This is a genomic window from Mycolicibacterium pallens, from assembly GCF_019456675.1.
GTDB classification, from domain to species: Bacteria; Actinomycetota; Actinomycetes; order Mycobacteriales; family Mycobacteriaceae; genus Mycobacterium; species Mycobacterium crocinum.
Genome location: NZ_CP080333.1, coordinates 1,251,378 through 1,272,646, shown reverse-complemented (window position 1 = coordinate 1,272,646; position 21,269 = coordinate 1,251,378). Strand labels below are relative to the sequence as shown.

Below are 21,269 nucleotides of genomic sequence, written 5' to 3'. Positions count from 1 at the left end.
GCATGTTTTTGACGAATAGTGTCATTCTTGCCACTAGCCGATCCGCCCACCGACCCAGCAGAGTGATGCGGTGACCACCACCTCCACCCCGACCACCCGCACCGGCCTGCACTGGGCCTGGGTGGTGGCCGGTGTCAGCTTCGTGGCAATCCTCGGCGCGGCCGGCTTCCGCTCGGTACCCGGCGTGATGATGAACCCGCTGCACCACGAGTTCGGCTGGTCGCACGGCGTGGTCGGGCTGGCGATGTCGGTGAACATGACGCTGTTCGGGCTGACCGCGCCGTTCGCGGCCGCCCTGATGGACCGCTTCGGGGTACGCCCGGTGCTCGCGGCCGCGCTGACGATGATCGCGACGGGTTCGGCGGCCAGTGTGCTGATGACCGCCAGCTGGCAGCTGGTGGTGCTGTGGGGTGTGCTCGTCGGTGCGGGCACCGGCGCGATCTCGATGGGCTTCGTCGCGACGATTTCGGTGCGCTGGTTCGAGCAGCGCCGCGGTCTGGTCACTGGAGTGCTCACCGCCGCGAGCGCGACCGGGCAGCTGATCTTCCTGCCGGTAATCGCCGAGGTGACCACCCACTACGGCTGGCGGTGGGCGTCGCTGATCGTCGCCGCCGCGGCGCTGGCCGTCGTCCCACCGGTGCTGCTGTTCATGCGCAACTATCCCGCGGACAAGGGCCTTCTTCCCTACGGCGCGACGGAAGCCGAAGCGCCGCAAGCGGTTCCGGCCTCGAGCTTCCGCGCCGCCTTTGACGGGCTGCTGATCGGCGCGCGGGTGCCCGCGTTCTGGTTGCTGGCGGGCAGTTTCGCGATCTGCGGCATGACCACCAACGGGCTGATCGGCACGCACTTCATCCCCGCCGCCAACGACCACGGCATGCCCACCACCGTCGCGGCCGGACTGCTGGCGACCGTGGGCATCCTCGACGTCGCGGGCACCATCCTGTCCGGCTGGCTCACCGACCGTGTCGACCCGCGGCTGCTGCTGGTGGTCTATTACCTCGGCCGCGGACTGTCGCTGCTCGCCTTGCCCGCGCTGCTGTCACCGCACGCCGAACCGGGTACCTGGGTGTTCATCGTCTTCTACGGTCTGGACTGGGTGGCCACCGTGCCGCCGACGATCGTGCTGTGCCGTGAGTACTTCGGCACCCGCTCGCCGGTGGTGTTCGGCTGGGTGTTCGCCGCCCATCAGGTCGGGGCGGCCGTGGCGGCCGCCGGGGCTGGCCGGTTGCGCGATCTGCAGGGCACCTACGACCTGGCGTTCCACCTGGCCGCCGGACTGTGCGCAGTAGCCGCGTTGCTCTGCTGGCGGGTCCGCCGCGTACCGCTCTGACCTGCGGATACATCGGCCGTTTTGAGACTGAAGCTTTGCTGCCAGTACGATTCGTCGCGGCGCAGCGGTAACGGGGACCCGCATTTCGCCGACTCCACTAGAGACTCAAAAGGAGCCGAAGTGAGCACTCGTACCAAGTCCCTGGGCGTCGCCGCGGCGTTCGCCGCCATCGCGATCGCGATCCCGACCGCCGTCCAGGCCTACGCCGATCCGACCACGGAGCCCACCACCCCGGCCGCGCCGACCACGACGCAGATCCCGGTGCCCAGCATGAGCACGCTGCCCGATCCGCAGGGCTCGGGCTGTGACGCCTACAAGAACCGGATCCCGGCCGGCGCCGGTTCGTTCACGAACATGGGCAGCCAGAACGCGACCGCGGCCATCGCCGCCAACCCGGATCTGAGCACGTTCAGCGCGGCGATCTCCGGCGGCCTCAACCCCGCGGTCAACATCACCAGCGTGATCGACGGTGGCCCGTACGTGGTGTTCGCGCCGACCAACGACGCCTTCGCCAAGCTCGACGAGGCGACCCTGGCCCAGCTCAAGAGTGACCCGGCCGCGCTGACGTCCACGCTGTACTACCACCTGGTGCTCGGCTACCTCGGCCCGGACGACCTGCACGGCAAGATGCCGACGCAGCAGGGCAGCCCGATCAACGTGACCGGCAAGGGCGGCGACATCAAGGTCAACGACACCGCAAAGCTGGTGTGCGGCTACACCGCTCGCGGTGCCTACATCTACATGATCGACACCGTGCTCAGCCCGAGCGATGCGCCGGCTCCGAACACGTCGACCAGCACGACGAGCACGACGCCGACCACCACGACGTCCGAGGCGCCGTCAACCACGCCGACGACGACCAAGCCCGCCCAGGCCTGATCCGCACTAGCCTCAGCGGGTCGCCCCGCGCATGAACGTGGCGAGTGCGCGGGCGGGCAGCGTCGAAGCCAAGGACTTGTTGGCCGCCCGTTGCAGCGCCAGTCCGTGCGACAGTGCGACCTGGGCGACGCCGAATTCGTATGGCGTGAGGGTTGATTCGATCCCCAGGCGATCGAAGTGGGTTGCAATCAGCTCGCCGAGCCGCTGCCGGTAGGACTCGTAGATGGTCGTGAATTGCCCGGCCATCTTGCCGCCGCGCATGGCGTACAGCTGGAACTCGGTGGTCAGTAGGCACCAGCTGCTGTCCTCACCCAGGACGCGATACCGACGCTCGATCGCCGGTGCGAGCTCGTCGGCGGTTCTGATCCGGTCCAGCGCGCGGCTGAGGGTCTCGACCTCAGCGTCCAGGTGCCCGCTGAGCAGGGCGAGGAATAGTTCGTCCTTGGATTCGAAGTTGGAGTAGAACGCCCCGCGGGAGAAGCCGGCCTCCTCCGCGATGACATCGATGGGCGCGGCCTCGAAGCCCAGGCGACAGAAGACCTTCGCCGCCGACTCGATCAGCCGCCGGCGGGTCTCCTCCCGCTGTTCGGCCCTGGACAGTCGGGGCATGTGCACTCCTGTTGACACTGGGCTTATCCGCCTGCACTGTGATACACAAGCGTATCTGAATGTAGTCGTGCATCGGAGGAGTAATGGCCACGAATGTCCCCAGCGCCTCCGAGTGGATAGCTCAGTGCGAACAGTTGCATACCCGCCGCGGCCACAGGATCGCCTTCAGGCGACGTGGCTCAGGACCGAGTGTTCTTCTGCTGCACGGATTTCCAACGTGGTCCTATGACTACGCCGCGGTAGCGACCGACCTGGCCCGTGATCACGACGTCATCACCATCGACTTCCTCGGCTACGGCGCGTCGGACAAACCCAACCCGTACGCCTACTCGGTCGCCGAATCCGCTGATGTCGTCGAGGATCTGATGGCCCATCTGGGACTGGCTTCGGTTCACCTCGTCGTGCACGACTACGGCGGCATCGTCGGCCAGGAAATCGCCGACCGTCAGCTCGCCGGGCGCCTGCCCTTCACCGTCGACAGCCTCACCATCTTGAACTGCGGCATCGTCTACAGCGCCTATCGCCCAACCCGGCTACAGAAGTTGCTCAACACGCCCATCCTGGGCCAGCTGATCGCCGGACGGATCACACCAGCGACACTGAGAAAGGGACTCGCGGCGGTCTGGGGAGACACCAAGCTGACCGACGCCGAGTTCGAGGAACTCTGGCAGGGCATTTCCCGAGACGATGGACACAAGCTGGCGCACTTGCTGATTCGCTACAACACCGAGCGCGCCAGCCACCACGGCCGATGGGAGGCGGCGCTGGCCGCGTGGGATCGCCCGCTGCATCTGATCTGGGGACTGTCCGATCCGGTATCGGGTCGACACGTGCTGCAGGAGGCCACCCGCCTGCTCCCGCAGGCCACGGTCACCGAGCTCGTCGGTGTCAGCCACTTCCCGCAGACCGAAGCTCCGGACGCGGTGGCAGCCGCCATCCGCAGCGACAGCTAGCGGGCCTTCCAGACCGGCTCGCGCTTCTCGGCGAAAGCCAACGGGCCTTCCTTGGCGTCCTCGGACTTCATCAGCGGGCCGATCTCGCGCATGGTGCGGGTCCAGCCGGCTTCGTCGGCGGTAATGGTGCCGTCATCGACACCGACCGCGACGCGCTTGCTGGCCTGCACGGCCAGCGGCGCGTTGACGGTAATGCGTTGCGCCAGAGCCAAAGCCGCGTCGACGACGGTGCCGTCCGGCACGACCTCGTTGATCAGGCCCCACTTGAGGGCCTCGGCCGCGGTGATCGGCTCACCGGTGAACAACAGCTGCATCGCGACCTTGCGGGGCAGCTGCTCCACGATGCGGAACACCCCACCGGCCGCAGCGACCAGGCCGCGCTTGACTTCCGGCAGCCCGAACTTGGCGCTCTCCTCGGCAACCACCAGGTCACTGGCCAGCGCCAGCTCGGTGCCACCGCCCAGTGCGGTGCCGTTGACCGCGGCGATCGTGGGCTTGTCGATGAAGTGTCGGACGTAGCCGGCGAAACCCCACTCCGGGTGTTGCGGGTGAAAGAGGTTCTCCCGCTTGTAGATTGCCTTGAGGTCGGCACCGGCGCAGAACGACTTGTCACCGGAGCCGGTGATCACCACCGCCCAGACGTCGGCGTCGTCCTGAGCCTGCTGGAGCAGATCTCCGACGGCGGTGCTGACCGCACCGTTGACCGCGTTGCGCGCCTCCGGCCGGTTGATCGTGATGAGCAGGACGTTGCCCCGCCGCTCTCCGAGAGCGGCGGGGGCTTGCACGTCGGTCACTACAGCAGCTCGAGGATGGTGGCGTTGGCCTGGCCGCCGCCTTCGCACATGGTCTGCAGACCGTAGCGAATCCCCTTGTCCCGCATGTGGTACAGCAGCGTGGTCATCAGTCGCGCACCGGAGCCGCCGAGCGGGTGGCCCAGCGCGATCGCGCCGCCGTTGGGGTTGAGCTTCTTCTCGTCGGCGCCGATCTCCTTGAGCCAGGCCATCGGAACAGGCGCGAAGGCCTCGTTGACCTCGAACACACCGATGTCGTCCACCGTCAGACCGGACTTGGCCAGCGCCTTCTGGGTGGCCGGGATCGGGCCGCTGAGCATCATCACCGGGTCGGAGCCGGCCAGCGTCGCGGTGTGCACGCGGGCGATCGGCTTGAGCCCCAACGACTTCGCTTTCTCCGCGGACATGAACAACAGTGCCGCCGAGCCGTCGGAGATCTGCGAGGAATTGCCGGCGTGGATCACGCCGTCCTCGGAGAACGCCGGCTTGAGCTGCCCCATCTTCTCCAGCGTCGTGCCGCGGCGGATGCCCTCGTCCTTGAGCACCACGGTGCCTTCGGCATCCTTGATCGCCACGATCTGGTCGTCGAAGGCGCCGGAATCCTGTGCGGCAGCGGCCTTCTCGTGCGAGTCGAGAGAGAACTGGTCGAGATCGGTGCGGGTCAGCCCCCACTTGGTGGCCATCATCTCCGCGCCGATGCCCTGGTTCGGGGTGCGGTCGTAGCGGCCCTTGAAACCGGCCGAGTAGGGGTTGCCACCGTTGGCCAGCGAAGCGCCCATCGGGGTCCGCGACATCGACTCGACACCACCGGCGACGACGACGTCGTAGTGGCCGGCCACCACACCGGCGGCGGCGAAGTGCACCGACTGCTGGCTGGAACCGCACTGGCGGTCGACAGTCACACCGGGCACCGACTCGGGCCAGCCGGCGGTCAGCACCGCGGTACGCGCGATGTCGAGAGCCTGCTCACCGGCCTGCATGACGCAGCCCCAGATGACGTCGTCGACGATTTCGGGGTCGATGCCGGCACGCTCGGCCAGGCCGTTGAGCACCTGGGCCGACAGCTCGGCGGGGTGCACACCGGACAGACCACCGTTGCGCTTCCCGACTGGTGAACGCACAGCTTCGACAATGACGGCTTCAGCCATCGGCCTACTCCTTTACGACGGGTTGATCTTTGGATCAAAACACACGCCGTTTGACGTCCGTCAAGCGGGTCAACCAACCGTTCGGTCAGCCCCTGACGTGACGTGTACCGGCAGCGTGTCGTCCCAGGGCTGACGGTTCACCATGTCGGCGACGTTGACGTAACCGGTCTCGAACTCACCGGTCGCCGCGTCGACGAGCCGGTACTCCTGGCGCTGCCGGTGCAACGGCTGGCCGTCGAGCAGCACGACGCGCACCTCGCCGGGTTCGAAGTGGCAGCGCTTCTGCATCGCCGCGATGAGCTGCTCGTTGTGCATGTGCCCGTCGCCGAAGTTCCAGCCGATCGCCATGCTGCAGATGCGCTCGCCGTCGGTGATCGAGTAGTCGTCTTCGTTCTGGCCCGCCATCGCGCGGTGGGCGAGGGTGAACAACGCCTTGCCGTGGGTGTTGAAGGCGCGGAAGGCATACCCCATGAAGATCGGGATCTGCGCGGCTTCCTTGCTGCCGTAGAACTTCTCCAGCTGGGCGGCCGGCATGTTGGCGATCGTGACGAGGTTCTGCTCGATCTTCGCCTCGGCCGACGGCTTCACGCACCAGAGGGTGGTGTCCCAGTTGCCGGCGTAGTAGCGCATGCCGGGCAGGAAGGACACCTTGCGCGGCACCGTGTTTCCCAAAAATACGGTTGTGGCGAGCGCGAGGAACAGCAGGATCGGCCACGGTGTGGTGATGTCGGTGATTCCGATCTGGGCGTGCGCGACGAACAGCGACAGCACCGAGAAGATCATGAAGACGTTCCACTCCAGCGGCACGCCCATCGGGATCGCCGACAGGATGCCGAGGTGGAAGCACACCATCACGATGGCGGCGATCGTCGTCGGCCACCCACCGTGAGAGAAGAACAGCGCCAACGGAATCAGCATCTCGATGGCGGTGCTGATGTGGGCCAGTGTGTGCGACATCGGGCCGGGCCGAAGGTCTTCGGGGAACTTCTTGAAGAACATCCGCTTGAGGAAGCGGGGCCGCACCACCGGGCTGTTGGACATCATCGTCGAGATGACGAACGGGAAGTGCCGGGTGAGCTTGGAGGTCGCGGCACCGATCCAGATCGCCATGCAGACCAGCTTCGCGGCCAGGATGATGTCGGTTCCGCTGAACAGGAAGGCCACCGCGAAGGCGCCGTACACCTCGCCGCGGGCGGCCAGGAAGATCACCTTGTCGCGCAGGCCGGCCAGCGCCAGCAGCGCAACGACCGTCGCGATCTGCCAGGTCGGCAGCAGACCGACGTCCGTCCCCAGCTCCGGGATGGGCCCCGTGCCGTCGGAGAACAGCGCGATCAGAATCATCACGATCAGCGCCGCGTAGAGCGCGATGTCGACGGGGCCCCGGTTGTCACCCTTGGTCAGCGGCACCAGCTTCGGCCACGGTGGCAGCCGGATCGTATTGGGGCGCAACCAATAGATGATCGATCCCATCGGCGGCCAGAACCGGTTGTTCAGTGGGCCGAAGCCGCAGCCGAGGCCGACGACCTCGAAAAGCATCGTGTACAGCACGGCCTTCTCGTAGACGATCGGCTCCGACCACCACGAGCCGATGTCCGTCAGCCCGCCGATGCCCTTGGTGGCCAGACCGAACAGCGCTCCGACGAAGACGTAGAGCAGGATCTTGATGACATAGAACAGGTGCAGGGCGACCGGCGTGCCGAAGCCCACCTCGGCCCAGTGCCGTGCCATCGGTTTGATCTTCTCCGCGCGCGTGCCCTTACTCCACGTCTCGAAGTCGATGACGGGCACTTCCTGCTTCAGAAATCCCATGGCAAAAAGACTAGAACGTGTTCTAGTCCGGCGGGCGCGAATTCCCGCGCGGCGGGACTCGCGAGTGTCAGGCCTTGGCGGGCGGGCGGTAGAAGATCGCCAGCTGGCCGATGCCGCCGGCCAGGCCGAGCACCACGGCGATCAGCAGACCCCACCACCCGCGTAGATAGTGGTAGACGTCGGTGCCGTGGAACAGCAGGTAGTCGAGGCTGAACCGGCCTGCGCCGGTCGCGGCGATCGCGACCGCGGCGGTGGCCAGGATGAGGTTGTACTCCCAGCCCTCCTTGACGATGAAGAAGCCGTTGTGCCGGTGCACCGTCCACGCGGCCACCAGCATCAGCGCCACGAAGCCCGCGGCCGGGATCGGGGTCAACAGCCCCAGCGCCAAGCCGATGCCCGCGGCCATCTCGGTGCTCGCCGCCACCCGCGCGTGGAAGGTGCCGGGCTTCATGCCGATGCTCTCGAACCAGCCGGCCGTCCCCTTGATCCGGCCGCCGCCGAAGAACTTGTTGTAGCCGTGTGCGGCCATGGTCACGCCGAGCACCACACGAAGGATGAGCAGTCCGACACTGTAGGCAGTCACGAACTCAAACCTAGAGCATCGGCGGCTGTCGGCGTTACACCTCAGCGGCCAAACGCAACGCGCAACCGGTCAACGTAGTCGTCGACGTCGACGTTGTCCGGGTCGGCGTGCACGCTGAGCGCGATCGTGTCGCCGAGGCCGTGCACACCATGGGTCAGGCTCATCATCGGCGAGAGCCCCGACCACCCGGCGGCCAGCAGTACCGGGAATCCGCCGAAGGACAGATCCGCGGGCCCGCGGTTGACGCTGGACACCACGGTGTTGCCGGTGACCGTTGCGGACCGCACGCTCGGGTCGAATTGCTGCACGCCCCACCGCAGCAGCGCCGCCGGTATCGCAGCGGACGCCGCCGCCGAGGCCCGCATCGCCGGGTGCTCGCCGCGCCGGCGCTGGGCGGTCAGCTGCGCGCCGATCAGCTCCGCCCGTCGGGTACGGTCGGCTTCCGGATGCAACCGGATCCCGACGTTGCGAAAGTTGTTGTGGCTGCCGGAATCCTGCTGCCCGGCCATGGTGACTTCGGCCGCCAGCGCCGCGGTGTCCTCGCCGCGCGCGGTGAGATAACCGCCGAGCGCCTCGGCGATCACCACCAGGGCTCCGATCGTCACGGTCGGGTTGGCGAGCTGATCGCGCCGCAGCACCAGCGTCCGCAGCACCGGCGTCGTCCGGGGGCGCTGGTTGATGCTGAGCAGCGGACTGCCTGCAGTGGCAGGCGGCACCAGTCCGGCCTCGGTGTCGCGCACCAGCTGGCGGTGCGCCCGGGCGGCGGCCACCCCGCGCGCAGGCAGGAACCCCCGCCGACCGGCAACGGGCACCGGCACGGGCTGGCGCCGGCCGAGCAGCGCACCGGCCAGCGCGGTGCCCCGGCTGCCGTCGGCGAACGCGTGGCCGGTCTGCAACACGACCACCGAACCCACACGTGTGGACCCCGGAACACCCGACACCCGCGGGAAAACATGTGCGCACCAAGCCATTCGATGTAAATCAAGCGGCTCGCGACGGAACCGGGCCGCGATGTCGAGGCAGCCCTGCCAGTCCACTCCCCCGGTCTCGCGCAGGACGAACTGATCGGCGCCCACGTCACCGTGGCACCAGCGCGGGTATCGCCACCAGCCGGCCTCGACCACCCGCAGGCGCAGCTCGTCGCACGCCTCGGCCCGGCAGCGCAGCTCCTCGACGGCGGCGTCCGGTGACTCGGGTGAGCCGTCGAAGGCGAACAGCACCAACTGATCGATGGGGACCACGGCCGACATCCAGAACATCTGCGCGTCAACCGCGGTCATCGTTCTGCTGGCAGGCACGGCAGCCATTGTCCTAGGCTGGCCAGGTGCTGCCGACGCCCGGTCCCCATCGCGCCGCGCTGATCACCGGAGCCGCCTCCGGTATCGGCGCCGAAATCGCCCGGGTGCTGTCCGCCCGCGGCCATCACGTGGTGATGGTGGCCCGCCGCACCGAACAGCTCAACGCACTCGCCGAATCCCTTCCCGGCCCGAGTTCCGTTGTCGGCGCTGATCTTTCAGATCCCGCCGAGCGGGCTGCGCTTCCCGGCCGGGTCGCCGAACTGGGCCTCGACGTCGACATCCTGGTCAACAACGCGGGCCTGTCCACCATGGGTCCGGTGGCCGGCGCCGATCCCGGCGCCGAGCTGAACGTCGTCGAGGTCGACGTCGCCGCGGTGGTCGATCTGTGTACTCGCTTCGTGGCGGGCATGGTGAGCCGACGTCGCGGGGCCGTGCTCAACGTGGCGTCGGTGGCCGGCTTCGGCCCACTGCCCGGGCAGGCCGTCTACGGCGCGGCCAAGGCTTTCGTGCTGTCCTACAGCCGAGCGCTGGGCCAGGAACTCAAACCGAGCGGCATCGCGGTGACCGCCCTGTGCCCCGGTCCGGTGCACACCGGGTTCGGCGAGGCCGCCGGATTCTCGACCGAGGACGCCGAGGCGGCGCTGCCCAAGCCACTGTGGGTGTCGCCGCAGGACGTCGCCGTTGCGGCGGTGGACGGGCTGGCGGCAGGCAAGCCGGTGGTGGTGCCGGGCCGCCTCAACCGCGCGGCGTCCGCGGTGTATCACCTGACACCGCGACGACTGCTGCTGCCGTTGCTGGCCAGCCGGCATCCGGCGTTCAAGAAGAAGTAGCGCCCAGAAAGTCGACGATCTGGCGGCCGACCACGTCAGGCTGTTCGAGCTGCAGGAAATGTCCGGCGTGCTCGACGACCGCGACATCACTGCCCGGCGGCAGAACCCCCGCGACCCACGGCGTGAATTCCGGTGTCATACAACCATCGTCGGCTCCGTGCAGGTACAGCGTCGGCAGCCGCGGCGGCTCGAGCCAGAGCTTCTGCAGCTCGGCATAGCGGGCCGGCGGACGTGTGTTGCGGATCGTCGCCCGGTAGGTGCCCAGCGCGGCGCGCCAGCGGTCCGGTGAGCCGATCGCGGCGTCGACGTGCCGCAGATCCTCGGCGGCGTTGTAGCCCGGCGACCACCGGCGCCACAGCAGCGGGACGATCCACGACGAGGACCGCTCCGGCAGGAACGGCAGCTGGAAGTAGCTGATGTACCAGCTGCGCAGGAACTGCACCGGCAGGAGACGCAGCAACCGGCCACGATTGGCCAGCTTTCGGCCGCCGCCGGGGCGCAGCGCCGCCGAGGGCGGCACCGACATCACGACGGCTTTCACGAACGGGCTGTCCGGCATCGCGGCCAGGCCGGTGGCGGCGATCGCGCCCCAGTCGTGGCCGATGACGACGTCGCCACCGGTGGGATTGCTCGCGGCGAGCACCTGCAGCGCGTCGTCCATCACCGCGCCGATGTGCTGGCTGCCGTCGGCAGGAAGCGAAGACGGCACGTAGCCGCGCATGAACGGTGCGATCACCCGGTAGCCGGCGGCCACCAGATGGGGCGCCAGTTTCCGGAAACCATATGCGGTATCGGGAAAACCGTGCAGGCACAACGCGATTGGGCCCTCATCCGGGCCCCAGCTGAGCGCGCGCAGCTGCACGGCCGGCGCGGAGACGTCAATCCAGCGCGGCTCGGTCATCGAACCCCCTCTTCGCTAGATCGGGTCGAATCCCGAGATGAGCCAGCGATCTTTGATCTTCTCCAACGTCACCCGGACGCTGGAGGCGGTGTTGGTCGGGGCGTCCGCACCGACGACGACGGTCTGGTCGACGAACAACAGCACCACCGCGTGATCCGACTTGGCCGACACCGACGCCGCAGCCGGGACCGCCGCCAGCGCGGAGATCTTCTTCTCCTTGGCGCCGGGGATGACCACGTTGTTGATCAACTGGGTATAGGCGTCCAGGAAGCTTCCGGTCAGCCGGTCGCGGGCCGCGCCGAGATCCTTCTCGACCGTCTCGGGCTTGTAGCTCAACAGCGCAACGGTGGAATCCTTTGCAGCCTGGACTGATTCGTTCGCGGTGGTGGCGGCGTCCCGGCGCGACGAGTCCTCCCACCGCAGATAGCCGGCCGCGGCCGCGAGCAGCAGCGCGATGATCGGCAGCACCCCGAAGGCCACCGCGCGCGCGAAGCTGAACCCCTTCTTCGGCGCAGCCTCGGCTGCGGCCGGAGTCTCACCGGCGGCGTCGGAGTCGGTGAGTTCGACCGCGGTGGTCTCCTCCTCGATGACTTCCGGGTCTGGCTTGTCGTCGTCAGTCGTCACGGTACGAACTCCACTTTCGAGACCTTCGCTTCGTCATCGCCGGTCTTCTTGACCGACAGACGCATCCGCCAGGAGCGCTTCGGCTGATTGGGGGCACCACGGTTGGAGGTAGTGACGGTGACGGCCGCCAGCACCTGGCCCTCACTGTCCGACATCGACTCCAGTCCCGCCTCGGTCACCTCACCGACCGACTTGGACTGGGCCTGCTTGACCACCTCGATGAAGGGCTGGGACCGCTTGGCGAAGTCGTCGTAGAACGCGTCGGTGGCTGAATCAAGGATGCGCTGCACATCCTTCTCGGCCTCGGCGGCGTCGATCGTGGTCAGGTTGATCGCGCCCTGGCGCCCGACGCCGACGTACAGCTCCCGCAGCTGGGCGGTCTGCCGGGACTCGTACGCCCGGTACCCGAGCCATCCCGTCAGCGCGGCCAGCGCGACCACGACGACCGTGCCGACGATCAGCGCCAGCTGGACATGCGAACGCAGCTGCTTGGCCGCAGCCGGTTCGGCGTCGGTGGTCTCTTCGACGGTCTCGTCGCCGTCGAGGACCGTCGTCGTGACGGCCTCCTCTGGCGTGGCGGCCTCGCCCTCGGGCTCGGCAGGCTCGTCGGCCATGATTCTCCCTCTGCGGCGCTACGGGCTCCGATCACCCGCACTTGGGGCGAAAGGCTACCGGTAGGCGCTGTGAGGGCCGTCACGGGTGGGCTACGGCGGCCTCCAGATCGGCGATCACGATTTTGCGCATCCCGAGCATGGCCGCAGTGGCGGCGACCGCCCTGGCCTCGTCCGGATCGGAGAGCAGCTCGTAGAGCCGGGAGGGCACAACCTGCCAGCTCAACCCGAAGCGGTCCTTGAGCCACCCGCACTGCGATTCCTGGCCGCCGGCGACCAAAGCGTCCCAGTAATAGTCGACTTCGGCCTGGTCAGCACACTCGATCAGGAAGGACACCGCTTCGGTGAACGAGAACACCGGGCCGCCGTTGATCCCGACGAACCGGGTGCCGTCGAGGGTGAAGCCGGCCGACAGGACCTCGCCCGGGGTGCCGGGGCCTGCCTCGGTGTAGCGGTTGACGTAGTCGATGGACGAGTTCGGGAAGATGCCGGTGTAGAAGCGCATCGCGTCCTCGAGGTCGTTGTCGAACCACAGCGACGGGGTGATGGTGGGCACGGGTGGTCTCCTCTCCAGGGCTGTCGAAAGGATTGACCGGCCGGGGTGCCGAAAGTCATCGATAGCACCGCTAGGTAACGTGCTGTTCAGGTTCGTTGAGAGGATGCCCGTGAGCAGCACAAATACCGGTGAGACGGTCGAATTCCGAGGTACCAGCGAGCTCTCCCTCGTCGGCGACGAATGGAACCGCGGCGCGGAGTCTTCGGCCGACCGTCCGACGATCCTCATGCTGCACGGCGGCGGGCAGAACCGATTCTCCTGGAAGAACACCGGACAGGTGCTGGCCGACCATGGCTTCCACGTGATCGCCCTCGACGCCCGCGGACACGGCGACAGCGACCGCGCCCCCGACGCCGACTACAGCGTCGACGCGCTGTCGGCCGACGTGCTGGCGGTGCTCGAGCAGATCGGCCGCCCGGTGGTGCTGATCGGCGCCAGCATGGGCGGGCTGACCAGCATTCTGGTCGCCAAGGAGGCCGGGCCCGACGTGGTGACCAAACTGGTGCTGGTCGACGTGGTGCCGCGCTTCGAGAAGGACGGTAGCGCCCGGATCCGGGACTTCATGTTCAGCAATGTGGACGGCTTCGAGAACCTCGAGCAGGCCGCCGATGCCATCGCCTCCTACCTGCCGCACCGCAAGCGGCCGAAGAATCTCGATGGCTTGAAGAAGAACCTGCGCTTCCGCGACGGCCGGTGGTTCTGGCATTGGGACCCGGCGTTCCTCACCGCGCCGAAGGACGATCCGTTCGGCCGGGTCGAACGCCTCGAGCAGGCGGCCATCGATCTGACCATCCCGATCCTGTTGATCCGCGGCAAGCTGTCCGACGTCGTCAGCGCCGAAGGGGTGCAGGACTTCTTGTCGAAGGTGCCCGCGGAATTCGTCGAGCTCTCCGACGCCGGCCACACCGCAGCCGGTGACGACAACGACGCCTTCAGCGAGGCCGTCGTCTCGTTCGTCACCCGCTAGACCGGCGTCACCAGCCGACCGCTGGCGAGGAACTCCTCCAGGTTGCGCATCGCCAGAGTGGCCATGGCCGTTCGGGTTCGGGCTGTGGCGCTGCCCATGTGCGGAAGCAACACCACGTTGTCGAGTTCCCATAACCGAACGGGTACGTCCGGCTCGGCCGCGTAGACGTCCAAGCCGGCGCCGGCGAGGCGACCCTGCTCGAGAAACTCGATCAGGACGTCCTGGTCGACGACGCTGCCGCGGGCGACGTTGATCAGATAGCCGTCCGGTCCGAGCGCAGCGAGCACCTCGCGATCCACCAGATGCGTGGTGTCGGGGCCGCCTGCAGTGACGACGACCAGAACGTCGACTCCGGCCGCCAGTTCGGCCGGCGACGCGGCGTACCGGTACCGACTGTCGGCGATCTCGTGGCGGTTGTGATAGGCGATGGCACAGTCGAATCCGCGCAGACGCGTGGCGATCGCCGAGCCGATCCGGCCGAGCCCGAGGATGCCGACGCGGCTGCCGGTCAGGTCGCGGGTGTAGGGGAACGGCCCGTCGGTGGCCCATCGGCCCGCCCGCACATACCGGTCGGCGGCGGGAAATCGGCGCAGGGTGTCGAGGATCAGACCGAGCGCGGTATCGGCGACGGTGTCGTTGAGGACGTCGGGGGTGTTGCTGACCCCGATCCCCCGTTCGCGGGCCGCGGTGACGTCAATGGCGTCGTACCCGGCGCCGAAGTTCACGATCGCGCGCAGCTGTGGCAGCGAATCCATCAGCGCGGCGTCGACACCGGGACGTCCGTTGCACACGATGACGGTGACCTCGTCGGCCTGCTCGGCGTCCACCGGTAGCCGCAGCGGAGTGTGCCTGTCCGTCAGCTGCTTCTCGAGAGACGGTTCGAGCCTGCCGACGACGAGGATGGCCATGCCGCCAGTCAACCAGGCCCGTCGTCCTCGAGGGCGCGACGGATGATCTCGCGCAGCTCCTCGCGGCTGGTCACATTGAGTTTGAGGTACATCCGGTACAGGTGTCCCTCGACGGTGCGGGTGGACACCACCAGCCGCTGTGCGATGTCCCGGTTGGACAACCCACGCACGACGAGCTGCGCGATCTCGCGTTCCCGCCGGGACAGTGGCAGTGGCTGAGAGGTGGCCATCAGCGCGGGCGTCTGCAGTCCGCCGCATTCCTTGCCCAGCCGGTCGGCGGCGGCGGCCGCTTCGAGCGAGTGCCGTCGCTGCCCAGCGGCGTCGAAGAGTGCCGCCGCCTGCGCCGCGGCGTCCGCCGCCGACAGCAGGGCACCGATCCGCTCGAACTCCTGCGAGGCCGAAAACACCGCTGCTGCATCGTCGTTCATCAGACCGGTGGCGTGCGCCGCGTCGACCGCCGCCAGAGGTCCCCCGATTTCCGCGGCGACCTCGACGATGCGCGGCAGACAGCTCTTGTCGCCGAATCGCGCGGCCGCGTGTAACGCCATCAGTTCGATGGCCCGCTGGCCCGACTCACCGGCGAGGTCGGCGGCGTGCAGGGCCATCCTGACCGCCCCGCTGACGTGGCCCATCGCCGCGGCCAGCCACGCCTCCGCGATCCGGACGGCCGGTTCGAACATCGTGGCCGCACGGCCGGCCAGTTCCCGCAGTTCGGTCACCAGGGGGGCGGCGGCCTCGTCATAGCCGAGGCCGCAATAGCACTGCGCAAGAAGCAATCTGGCGGGGACGTTCCAGCTCGCAGCCGCCTCACCGCTGAGCGCGGCCAGGGTTTCCTCGAGCCGGGCCATCGCGACCCGCAGTTGGCCTCGGCCCAGTTCCACGGTGCCGGCCAAGACGTTGGCCATCGCACGGACGCGGTACTGGCTCGGTGAGGTGATGCGCACGACGTCACCCGAACGAGCTTGGGCCGCAGCGAAATCACCGGCCAGCGTCAGAGCACGAACCTCACCCAGTGCCAACAGGAAGCGCAGCAGGCCGTCGATCTCGTCGTAGACCTCCCGGCCGCGAGCGGCGAATCGTGCCGCATCAGCGGCACACCCTCGCATGGCGGCCGCCATACCGCCGCCGAACACCGCCCAGCCGACGGCCATCGGCGTTGCGGTCGGATCGGCGAGCACCTGATCGGCGAGCGTGGCCGCGTCGTCGAGCCGATTGTCGAGGACGGCCAGCGCCGCCGCGAGGCCGTCGACAGACAGGCGAAGGCGTGGATGAGTGATGCGCTGCTGCAACATCTTCAGAATCTCGGCGGCCGCTTCGGCGTCGCCGATCGCCCACTGCAGATTGGCGATGCGTGCCATGCCCCACCGGGCCAACTCGAACTCCGAGAGCGTGTCCGGGTCGAACGCCTCCAGGATCGCCTCGGACTCCGGGGCTCGGCCCTGCCAGCGCAAGGCCCGTGAGAGCAATTCGGAGGCCACCAGACCGTCATTCTGGTCGACGGCGGCCTGGGCCAGCCGCTCGGCAAGCGTGATGTTCATCAGCGCGATCGCGTCTTCTGCTGCGCGGCAAAGGAATTCGGTTTCGACGGCCGCGTCGGCCTGCAACGCCAGTTCGGCGCGGCGCAGGCGTTGAACAGGCGAATGCGACGGATGTCGGTCCATCGTGCCCAACAGCTCGGTCCGCAGCCGCCGGCTCGCGACTTGGCCCAGGCCCTGCCGGATGACCTCACCGATCACCGAGTGGGTGAAGTGGATATCGGCGGTTCCGGTGACGTCGACGACGCGGATCAGCCCGCGTCGCTCGGCACGTTCCAGCGTCTCGGAGTCGACGAGCTCGGACATCACCTCCAACGTCAGTGGTTCCGACACCGCAAGCAGCTGCAGAGCCCGCTGTTCGTCGTCGGGCAGCCGGTCGAGCCGACTGCTCAGCAGTGGAGCCAGCTTCGACGCCACCGCCGCTTCACCTCTGAGCTGCCAGACGCCGTTGACCTGTCGCAGGGTTCCCGCTTCCAGCGCCCCTTCGACCAGATGTCGGACGAACAGCGCATTGCCGCTCGAGGCCTCCCACATCAGATCGGCCGAAAGTCGTTCCAGGCGACCGCCGAGCGCCGTCTCGACGAGCGCGACCGCCTCGGCCTTGGAGAACGGCGCGACATCCAACCGGGCGAGGTAACCGTCCTTCCACAGCGCGGTGATCGTCTCGGGGATCGGCTCTCCGGTGCGCGCCGTCGCCACGATCCGGACCGCGCCTTCGACGGCCAGCTGATGCAGCAGCGTCGCCGACAGATGGTCGACAAGGTGGACGTCGTCGACGCCGATGAGGGCCACCTTCTCGCGGCGGACGGTGCGGAACGCGTCGGCGAGCATCGCGACCGGGTCGGCGGGCATCGGGCTGGCCAGCAGGTGGGCGAACACCCCCAACGGCACCTCGCGTGCGGACTCGGTTCCGGCCACCCACACCGCGGCGGTGCGCAGTGCATGGGTGGCCATCCGCGCCAGCGTCGTCTTGCCCACGCCGGCATCGCCCAGGAGCAGGGCGCCGCATTGGCCCGGCCGACCCTGCAGGGTCGCCTGGATCGCAGCGAGTTCCTTGCCTCGTCGCATGACGGGCCAGGTGCGGCTCTCCCCCACGGCCGAAGTTTACGCAGGCGAAAGCGCTGATCTGGGCGAATTGCTCAACGTTTGGCGGCCCTCTCGAGGTGCGGTTCGCGCCCGCTATGCCAACAGCGGTACGTCGCCAAGCCGGTGATCGGTGAGGATCTCGAACATCGCCCGTCGGGTCGCGGTCAGTTCGGTGTCGATGCCGTTGCCGGACAGGCTGATTCGGCAGTCCGCCAACGCAGAGTTGTAGCAGTACTTGGTCGCTGCGTTGGTGTCGGTGTAAGTCAGCCCGATGACGTCGCGGGGTTCGGCACGAATCTCACCGTGCAGCTCGAATCCGTCGGCCCGTCCGCCGAACGACCACCTAAACGGCTCATACGAACCGTGGGTGCGACGGGCGGCCAGCACCGAGCGCACGGCGACCTCCCACCCGGCGTGACGCAGGACGAACAGGGTGGCGGCAGGCAACCGCAGCGGCCCGACGGCGGCGCGGGCGGTCACGACCTCGAGGCTGGAGTGCGGGTGGTCGTCGAAGCCGCACACCTGACCGAAGGCATACGCCGGCGTGTGCTTGCTGCCCCAGTTGTGGTTGACGCTGCCCGTCCACGAGTCGACTGCCACCGTGGCGTCGCCGACCGTGACGGTGCCGTCGAATCGGGCCAGCGGATGACGTACCGATGTCTTGGCCGTCGGGAACTTGGCTGTATACGAGCGGTCGGTGAGCAGCTTGACCGTTGGTTCGTCGCCGGGGGCGATAGCCAGATCGCACGATGCGCCGTCGAGCGCCACGCGGGCGTGCACGTCGTCGATCACGCTGTCGGCGATCCTGGCCGACCAGGGGTTGGAGAGGTAGTCGGCGTCGGTCAGCGGATGAGGGACCTTGACCGCGCTGTTACCGCCGCCGTCGGGGTCGAACAGCATCACCCACACGTCGGCGACCGCGTCGCCGGGCTTCGGCAGCAGCAGCGTCCAGCGCAGCCAGATGGCCTGCGCGCGTCGGGGGTGATTCGCACGGATGAATCTGCTCTCGTAGTAAGGAGGCATCATCTGTTCAGGATCGCGGACAGGAGGGCGGCGCACAGTGGGTTGGACGATCGCGGCATCGGTGTTGGCGGTGCTGGTCGTGGCCGAGGCCATCGCGCTGGTCTTGATGCGCAAGCAGCTGGAGGCCAGCGAGCGTGAGGTCGAGGAGCTGCGCGGGCGCCTGGACACCCGCAACATGTTGTGGACGGGCGGCCGCGAGGCGGTCAAGCAGGTGTGGCAGACCGCCAACCTGGTACGCACCCAGGGCCTGGGCGGGGCGGTGCGGTCCTCGATCGAGGAGCTCGCCGACTGGGCCGACGTCGAGCGTCCCGACCTGGCGCGGCTGGCGCCGGACGGCAAGGTGGTGGTGATGTTCTCCGACATCGAGGAGTCCACCGCCCTCAACGAACGCATCGGCGACCGAGCGTGGGTCAAGCTCATCGGCAGCCACGACCGGATGGTCCGGCGGTTGGTCACCAAATACGACGGCCACGTGGTCAAGAGTCAGGGCGACGGGTTCATGGTGGCCTTCGCCGATCCGGCCGCTGCGGTGAACTGCGCGGTGGCGATGCAGCGCGAACTGGTACGGGACGCGAAACGCGCCCGCCACAACAGCATTCGGGTGCGGATCGGCATTCACATGGGTAAGTCGGTGCGCCGCGGCGACGACCTGTTCGGCCGCAACGTGGCGATGGCCGCCCGAGTCGCCGGCCAGGCCGACGGCGGCGAGATCCTGGTGAGCGAGCCGGTGCGGACCGCGGTGGGCGATCAGCAGGCCTTCGACGAGGGACGCGACGCCGAGCTCAAAGGCTTCAGCGGCACCCACCGGCTCTACGCGGTGGCTTAGCTTTTCGGCGCGGCCGCGGCCTCGGTGTGGCGCTGGTGTAACCGGGCGCGGATCTCGTCGGGCGTGTAGGCCGTGCGGCGCCGCTGGTCCCGCGCGACCAGTACTCCGCCCGCGACGACGCCGGCCGCACCGGCCAGACCGATCCACTTCCAGATACCGCGCATGCGATCACATTATGCTGCGCTGGTGAGCGAGCACACCGTGTCGTTGACACAGGCGCTGAATGAGACCCGCACCGGTGACGTCTGGCTGTTCCGCGGTGGATCCGGTCCGGACCGGGCGATCCAGACGCTGACCAACGCACCGGTCAACCACGTCGGCATGACGGTGGCGCTCGACGATCTGCCGCCGTTGATCTGGCACGCCGAGCTCGGCCACAAGCTGCTGGACTTGTGGACCGGCACCAACCACCGCGGGGTGCAGCTCAACGATGCCCGGGAGGCGGTCGAACAGTGGTTGCATCACTACGGCCAGCGGTGCTGGCTGCGTCAGCTCACTCCGGATGTCAACCGCGAACACGAAGATCAGCTGCTGAAGGTGATCGCCCGGATGGACGGCACCCCGTTCCCCTCCACCGCGCGGCTGACCGGCCGCTGGCTGCGGGGCCGGCTCCCGACCGCCGGGGACTGGACTCGCGGAATCCCGTTCGTGCACAAGAAGGTTCGCGAGTCTGCCGAACGCCGTAAGCTGGCCGAACGCGAAGTCGGTCTGCAGACGGCGTATTGCGCGGAAACCGTCGCCATCACCTATGAGGAGATGGGGTTGCTGTCGACCCACAAGCACGAGAACTGGTTCGACCCTGGTCGGTTCTGGAGCGGTGACACCCTGCCCCTGGTCGGCAGCTACCGACTCGGTGACGAAATCCAGGTCATCGCAGACTGATTCGCGACGGCGTCAGAATCCGATGCCGACGCCGAAGCCCACCGGGACATGCGGCGCCTCCCCGGGTCGAATCTACGTCGCACCCCAGACCGCGAGCACCTTTCCTTTCGGACCGCGGAACAGGATCGCGGTGATGGTCTGACCCTGCGGGACGTCGTAGGCGACGTGGCCGGCGACCTGCTGGCCCTGCGCAAGCTGGCCCGAGGTGATACCCGGCTGGACGGAACCGACGGCCGGTGCGATGTTCGACCCGTCGGCGCCGCGGGCGACGATGTAGAAGCCGTTGTACGTGGGTGTGCCGCTCTTGGCGACGATCGTCACGTCGACGGCGTACATCACGCCCTTGGCCGGGACGATCTGGGCTTCCCGCGGCACGGGCTGCAGGTTGTCGATCGTGTAGGCGGCGGTGCCGTCCGATGACGCGATGTCGACCTTGGTGCCGAACGCGACCGCCTCCAGGGTGGCTGCCGCCGTGGAGCTGGCCGGTGTGCTGGCGCTCGACTGCCCCGCGGTCGAGCCCGAATTCCCGCACCCGGCGCTGAGCGATACGGCGAAGATCACGCCGAGAAGCACCCCGAACACTCGTTTTGCGCGCATTGGCGGATATTAGCGCGACGCGGCGGTTCCGAACTTCGCGCGGGCCTCGTCGGTGACCGGGGTGAACAGATTGACGAGGTTTCCGTCCGGATCGCGAAACAACAACGCCCGATTGCCCCACGGCATCGTCGTGGGTTCGGTCACGACCTCCGTGACGTGCCCACGAAGCCGGCCGAACTCGGCATCGACATCCTCGACGAGGAATTCCAGAATTGCACTCCGGTTGGACGCCGGTTCCGCTGATCCGATCCCGAAGAGGGGTACCGTCTTGTCGCTGCCGATAGCGAGTGTCCCAATGGCGGTGGGGATTTCAGCGAACAGCTCGTTGGCCCACACGGCGGTGATGCCGGTGACCAGTTCATAGAACTCGACCAGCCGTGTGACGTCGGCTGTGATGATGCGGGTTGATATGAAGTTCATCCCGGCAGGCTAAGGGCACCCACCGACAACGCCGGCCGGTGAAGGCCCGCCACCCGGCGCACTTGCCTGATCGGCAAATCGCCTTGCCGAACCTGGTCCAACG

23 protein-coding genes are annotated in these 21,269 nt (G+C 67.9%); 7 read left to right on the top strand and 16 right to left on the bottom strand.

The genetic code is table 11. The features are described 5' to 3' along the window. The first annotated feature begins 70 nt into the window (after positions 1 to 70). Together K0O64_RS06215 and K0O64_RS06210 are read left to right on the top strand one after the other, a co-directional pair. A complete protein-coding gene (locus K0O64_RS06215) occupies positions 71 to 1,330 on the top strand; it encodes an MFS transporter (RefSeq protein WP_096310398.1) in 1,260 nt (419 codons plus the stop codon). Between the two features lie 120 nt (positions 1,331 to 1,450). Further along, positions 1,451 to 2,209, top strand: coding sequence for a fasciclin domain-containing protein (locus tag K0O64_RS06210; protein WP_096310396.1), 759 nt, complete (start codon positions 1,451 to 1,453; stop codon positions 2,207 to 2,209). Between the two features lie 12 nt (positions 2,210 to 2,221). On the opposite strand, the gene K0O64_RS06205 is transcribed toward K0O64_RS06210, so the two are convergent. Further along, positions 2,222 to 2,818 (bottom strand): TetR/AcrR family transcriptional regulator, encoded by a 597-nt coding sequence (locus tag K0O64_RS06205; RefSeq protein ID WP_071947298.1) that lies wholly within the window; start codon positions 2,816 to 2,818, stop codon positions 2,222 to 2,224. A gap of 83 nt (positions 2,819 to 2,901) precedes the next feature. Here K0O64_RS06205 and K0O64_RS06200 point away from each other — a divergent pair, with 83 nt between their 5' ends. After that, positions 2,902 to 3,771 (top strand): alpha/beta fold hydrolase, encoded by an 870-nt coding sequence (locus K0O64_RS06200; protein ID WP_096310394.1) that lies wholly within the window; start codon positions 2,902 to 2,904, stop codon positions 3,769 to 3,771. Here K0O64_RS06200 and K0O64_RS06195 read toward each other — a convergent pair. The 5 genes from K0O64_RS06195 to K0O64_RS06175 form a co-directional block, all read right to left on the bottom strand. Beyond that, positions 3,768 to 4,565 (bottom strand): crotonase/enoyl-CoA hydratase family protein, encoded by a 798-nt coding sequence (locus K0O64_RS06195; RefSeq protein WP_096310392.1) that lies wholly within the window; start codon positions 4,563 to 4,565, stop codon positions 3,768 to 3,770. The genes K0O64_RS06200 and K0O64_RS06195 overlap by 4 nt on opposite strands. Next, positions 4,565 to 5,710 carry a thiolase family protein gene (locus K0O64_RS06190; RefSeq protein WP_096310391.1) on the bottom strand — a complete coding sequence of 382 codons (1,146 nt, stop codon included), beginning with the start codon at positions 5,708 to 5,710 and terminating at the stop codon, positions 4,565 to 4,567. Before K0O64_RS06190 ends, K0O64_RS06195 begins: the two co-directional genes overlap by 1 nt. A 69-nt stretch (positions 5,711 to 5,779) precedes the next feature. Beyond that, a complete protein-coding gene (locus tag K0O64_RS06185) occupies positions 5,780 to 7,519 on the bottom strand; it encodes a DUF3556 domain-containing protein (protein ID WP_096310389.1) in 1,740 nt (579 codons plus the stop codon). 67 nt (positions 7,520 to 7,586) lie between these two features. Continuing rightward, on the bottom strand, positions 7,587 to 8,102 hold the full coding sequence (locus tag K0O64_RS06180) for a DoxX family protein (protein WP_096310387.1): 516 nt from the start codon (positions 8,100 to 8,102) through the stop codon (positions 7,587 to 7,589). Between the two features lie 41 nt (positions 8,103 to 8,143). After that, on the bottom strand, positions 8,144 to 9,400 hold the full coding sequence (locus tag K0O64_RS06175) for a WS/DGAT domain-containing protein (protein ID WP_321189722.1): 1,257 nt from the start codon (positions 9,398 to 9,400) through the stop codon (positions 8,144 to 8,146). A 26-nt stretch (positions 9,401 to 9,426) separates the two neighbouring features. Between K0O64_RS06175 and K0O64_RS06170 the strand changes: the two genes are divergently transcribed. Beyond that, complete coding sequence (locus K0O64_RS06170; protein ID WP_425574748.1) at positions 9,427 to 10,230, top strand: SDR family NAD(P)-dependent oxidoreductase; 804 nt, start codon at positions 9,427 to 9,429, stop codon at positions 10,228 to 10,230. On the opposite strand, the gene K0O64_RS06165 is transcribed toward K0O64_RS06170, so the two are convergent. The 4 genes from K0O64_RS06165 to K0O64_RS06150 all read right to left on the bottom strand — a co-directional run bounded on the left by K0O64_RS06165 (position 10,217) and on the right by K0O64_RS06150 (position 12,922). Beyond that, entirely contained in the window at positions 10,217 to 11,131 is a 915-nt protein-coding gene (locus K0O64_RS06165) for an alpha/beta fold hydrolase (protein WP_096310385.1), read from the bottom strand. The genes K0O64_RS06170 and K0O64_RS06165 overlap by 14 nt on opposite strands. A 15-nt stretch (positions 11,132 to 11,146) precedes the next feature. Then, a complete protein-coding gene (locus tag K0O64_RS06160; protein ID WP_096310383.1) occupies positions 11,147 to 11,755 on the bottom strand; it encodes an Rv1363c family protein in 609 nt (202 codons plus the stop codon). Further along, a complete protein-coding gene (locus tag K0O64_RS06155) occupies positions 11,752 to 12,369 on the bottom strand; it encodes an Rv1363c family protein (protein WP_096310381.1) in 618 nt (205 codons plus the stop codon). The genes K0O64_RS06160 and K0O64_RS06155 overlap by 4 nt, the downstream gene beginning before the upstream one ends. 79 nt (positions 12,370 to 12,448) lie before the next feature. Further along, entirely contained in the window at positions 12,449 to 12,922 is a 474-nt protein-coding gene (locus K0O64_RS06150) for a VOC family protein (protein ID WP_096310379.1), read from the bottom strand. Between the two features lie 109 nt (positions 12,923 to 13,031). On the opposite strand from K0O64_RS06150, the gene K0O64_RS06145 reads away from it, so the two are divergent. After that, positions 13,032 to 13,889, top strand: coding sequence for an alpha/beta fold hydrolase (locus K0O64_RS06145; RefSeq protein ID WP_096312718.1), 858 nt, complete (start codon positions 13,032 to 13,034; stop codon positions 13,887 to 13,889). Here the strand turns inward: K0O64_RS06145 and K0O64_RS06140 are convergent. The 3 genes from K0O64_RS06140 to K0O64_RS06130 form a co-directional block, all read right to left on the bottom strand. Further along, on the bottom strand, positions 13,886 to 14,797 hold the full coding sequence (locus K0O64_RS06140) for a 2-hydroxyacid dehydrogenase (RefSeq protein WP_096310377.1): 912 nt from the start codon (positions 14,795 to 14,797) through the stop codon (positions 13,886 to 13,888). The two genes, K0O64_RS06145 and K0O64_RS06140, sit on opposite strands and share 4 nt — an antisense overlap. A gap of 8 nt (positions 14,798 to 14,805) precedes the next feature. After that, positions 14,806 to 17,427 (bottom strand): helix-turn-helix transcriptional regulator, encoded by a 2,622-nt coding sequence (locus K0O64_RS06135; protein ID WP_096310375.1) that lies wholly within the window; start codon positions 17,425 to 17,427, stop codon positions 14,806 to 14,808. An 84-nt stretch (positions 17,428 to 17,511) separates the two neighbouring features. Then, positions 17,512 to 18,444 (bottom strand): hypothetical protein, encoded by a 933-nt coding sequence (locus tag K0O64_RS06130; RefSeq protein ID WP_096310373.1) that lies wholly within the window; start codon positions 18,442 to 18,444, stop codon positions 17,512 to 17,514. A 34-nt stretch (positions 18,445 to 18,478) separates the two neighbouring features. On the opposite strand from K0O64_RS06130, the gene K0O64_RS06125 reads away from it, so the two are divergent. After that, positions 18,479 to 19,267, top strand: coding sequence for an adenylate/guanylate cyclase domain-containing protein (locus K0O64_RS06125; protein WP_096310371.1), 789 nt, complete (start codon positions 18,479 to 18,481; stop codon positions 19,265 to 19,267). On the opposite strand, the gene K0O64_RS06120 is transcribed toward K0O64_RS06125, so the two are convergent. Next, positions 19,264 to 19,431 (bottom strand): hypothetical protein, encoded by a 168-nt coding sequence (locus tag K0O64_RS06120; protein ID WP_096310369.1) that lies wholly within the window; start codon positions 19,429 to 19,431, stop codon positions 19,264 to 19,266. The two genes, K0O64_RS06125 and K0O64_RS06120, sit on opposite strands and share 4 nt — an antisense overlap. Positions 19,432 to 19,468: 37 nt before the next feature. On the opposite strand from K0O64_RS06120, the gene K0O64_RS06115 reads away from it, so the two are divergent. Continuing rightward, on the top strand, positions 19,469 to 20,149 hold the full coding sequence (locus tag K0O64_RS06115) for a guanylate cyclase (RefSeq protein WP_096312717.1): 681 nt from the start codon (positions 19,469 to 19,471) through the stop codon (positions 20,147 to 20,149). Between the two features lie 72 nt (positions 20,150 to 20,221). Here K0O64_RS06115 and K0O64_RS06110 read toward each other — a convergent pair whose 3' ends face one another. Both K0O64_RS06110 and K0O64_RS06105 read right to left on the bottom strand, forming a co-directional pair. Next, a complete protein-coding gene (locus tag K0O64_RS06110) occupies positions 20,222 to 20,746 on the bottom strand; it encodes a DUF1942 domain-containing protein (protein WP_096310367.1) in 525 nt (174 codons plus the stop codon). A 9-nt stretch (positions 20,747 to 20,755) separates the two neighbouring features. After that, positions 20,756 to 21,166 carry a VOC family protein gene (locus K0O64_RS06105; RefSeq protein WP_096310365.1) on the bottom strand — a complete coding sequence of 137 codons (411 nt, stop codon included), beginning with the start codon at positions 21,164 to 21,166 and terminating at the stop codon, positions 20,756 to 20,758. Positions 21,167 to 21,269: the final 103 nt, after the last annotated feature.

What these genes read in the sequence shown, in the direction of transcription:
- K0O64_RS06205 (WP_071947298.1), bottom strand. Translation starts at nt 2,818, where the DNA reads ATGCCCCGACTGTCCAGGGCCGAACAGCGGGAGGAGACCCGCCGGCGG.
- K0O64_RS06200 (WP_096310394.1), top strand. Translation starts at nt 2,902, where the DNA reads ATGGCCACGAATGTCCCCAGCGCCTCCGAGTGGATAGCTCAGTGCGAA.
- K0O64_RS06190 (WP_096310391.1), bottom strand. Translation starts at nt 5,710, where the DNA reads ATGGCTGAAGCCGTCATTGTCGAAGCTGTGCGTTCACCAGTCGGGAAG.
- K0O64_RS06185 (WP_096310389.1), bottom strand. Translation starts at nt 7,519, where the DNA reads ATGGGATTTCTGAAGCAGGAAGTGCCCGTCATCGACTTCGAGACGTGG.
- K0O64_RS06165 (WP_096310385.1), bottom strand. Translation starts at nt 11,131, where the DNA reads ATGACCGAGCCGCGCTGGATTGACGTCTCCGCGCCGGCCGTGCAGCTG.
- K0O64_RS06155 (WP_096310381.1), bottom strand. Translation starts at nt 12,369, where the DNA reads ATGGCCGACGAGCCTGCCGAGCCCGAGGGCGAGGCCGCCACGCCAGAG.
- K0O64_RS06140 (WP_096310377.1), bottom strand. Translation starts at nt 14,797, where the DNA reads ATGGCCATCCTCGTCGTCGGCAGGCTCGAACCGTCTCTCGAGAAGCAG.
- K0O64_RS06130 (WP_096310373.1), bottom strand. Translation starts at nt 18,444, where the DNA reads ATGATGCCTCCTTACTACGAGAGCAGATTCATCCGTGCGAATCACCCC.
- K0O64_RS06120 (WP_096310369.1), bottom strand. Translation starts at nt 19,431, where the DNA reads ATGCGCGGTATCTGGAAGTGGATCGGTCTGGCCGGTGCGGCCGGCGTC.
- K0O64_RS06110 (WP_096310367.1), bottom strand. Translation starts at nt 20,746, where the DNA reads ATGCGCGCAAAACGAGTGTTCGGGGTGCTTCTCGGCGTGATCTTCGCC.
- K0O64_RS06105 (WP_096310365.1), bottom strand. Translation starts at nt 21,166, where the DNA reads ATGAACTTCATATCAACCCGCATCATCACAGCCGACGTCACACGGCTG.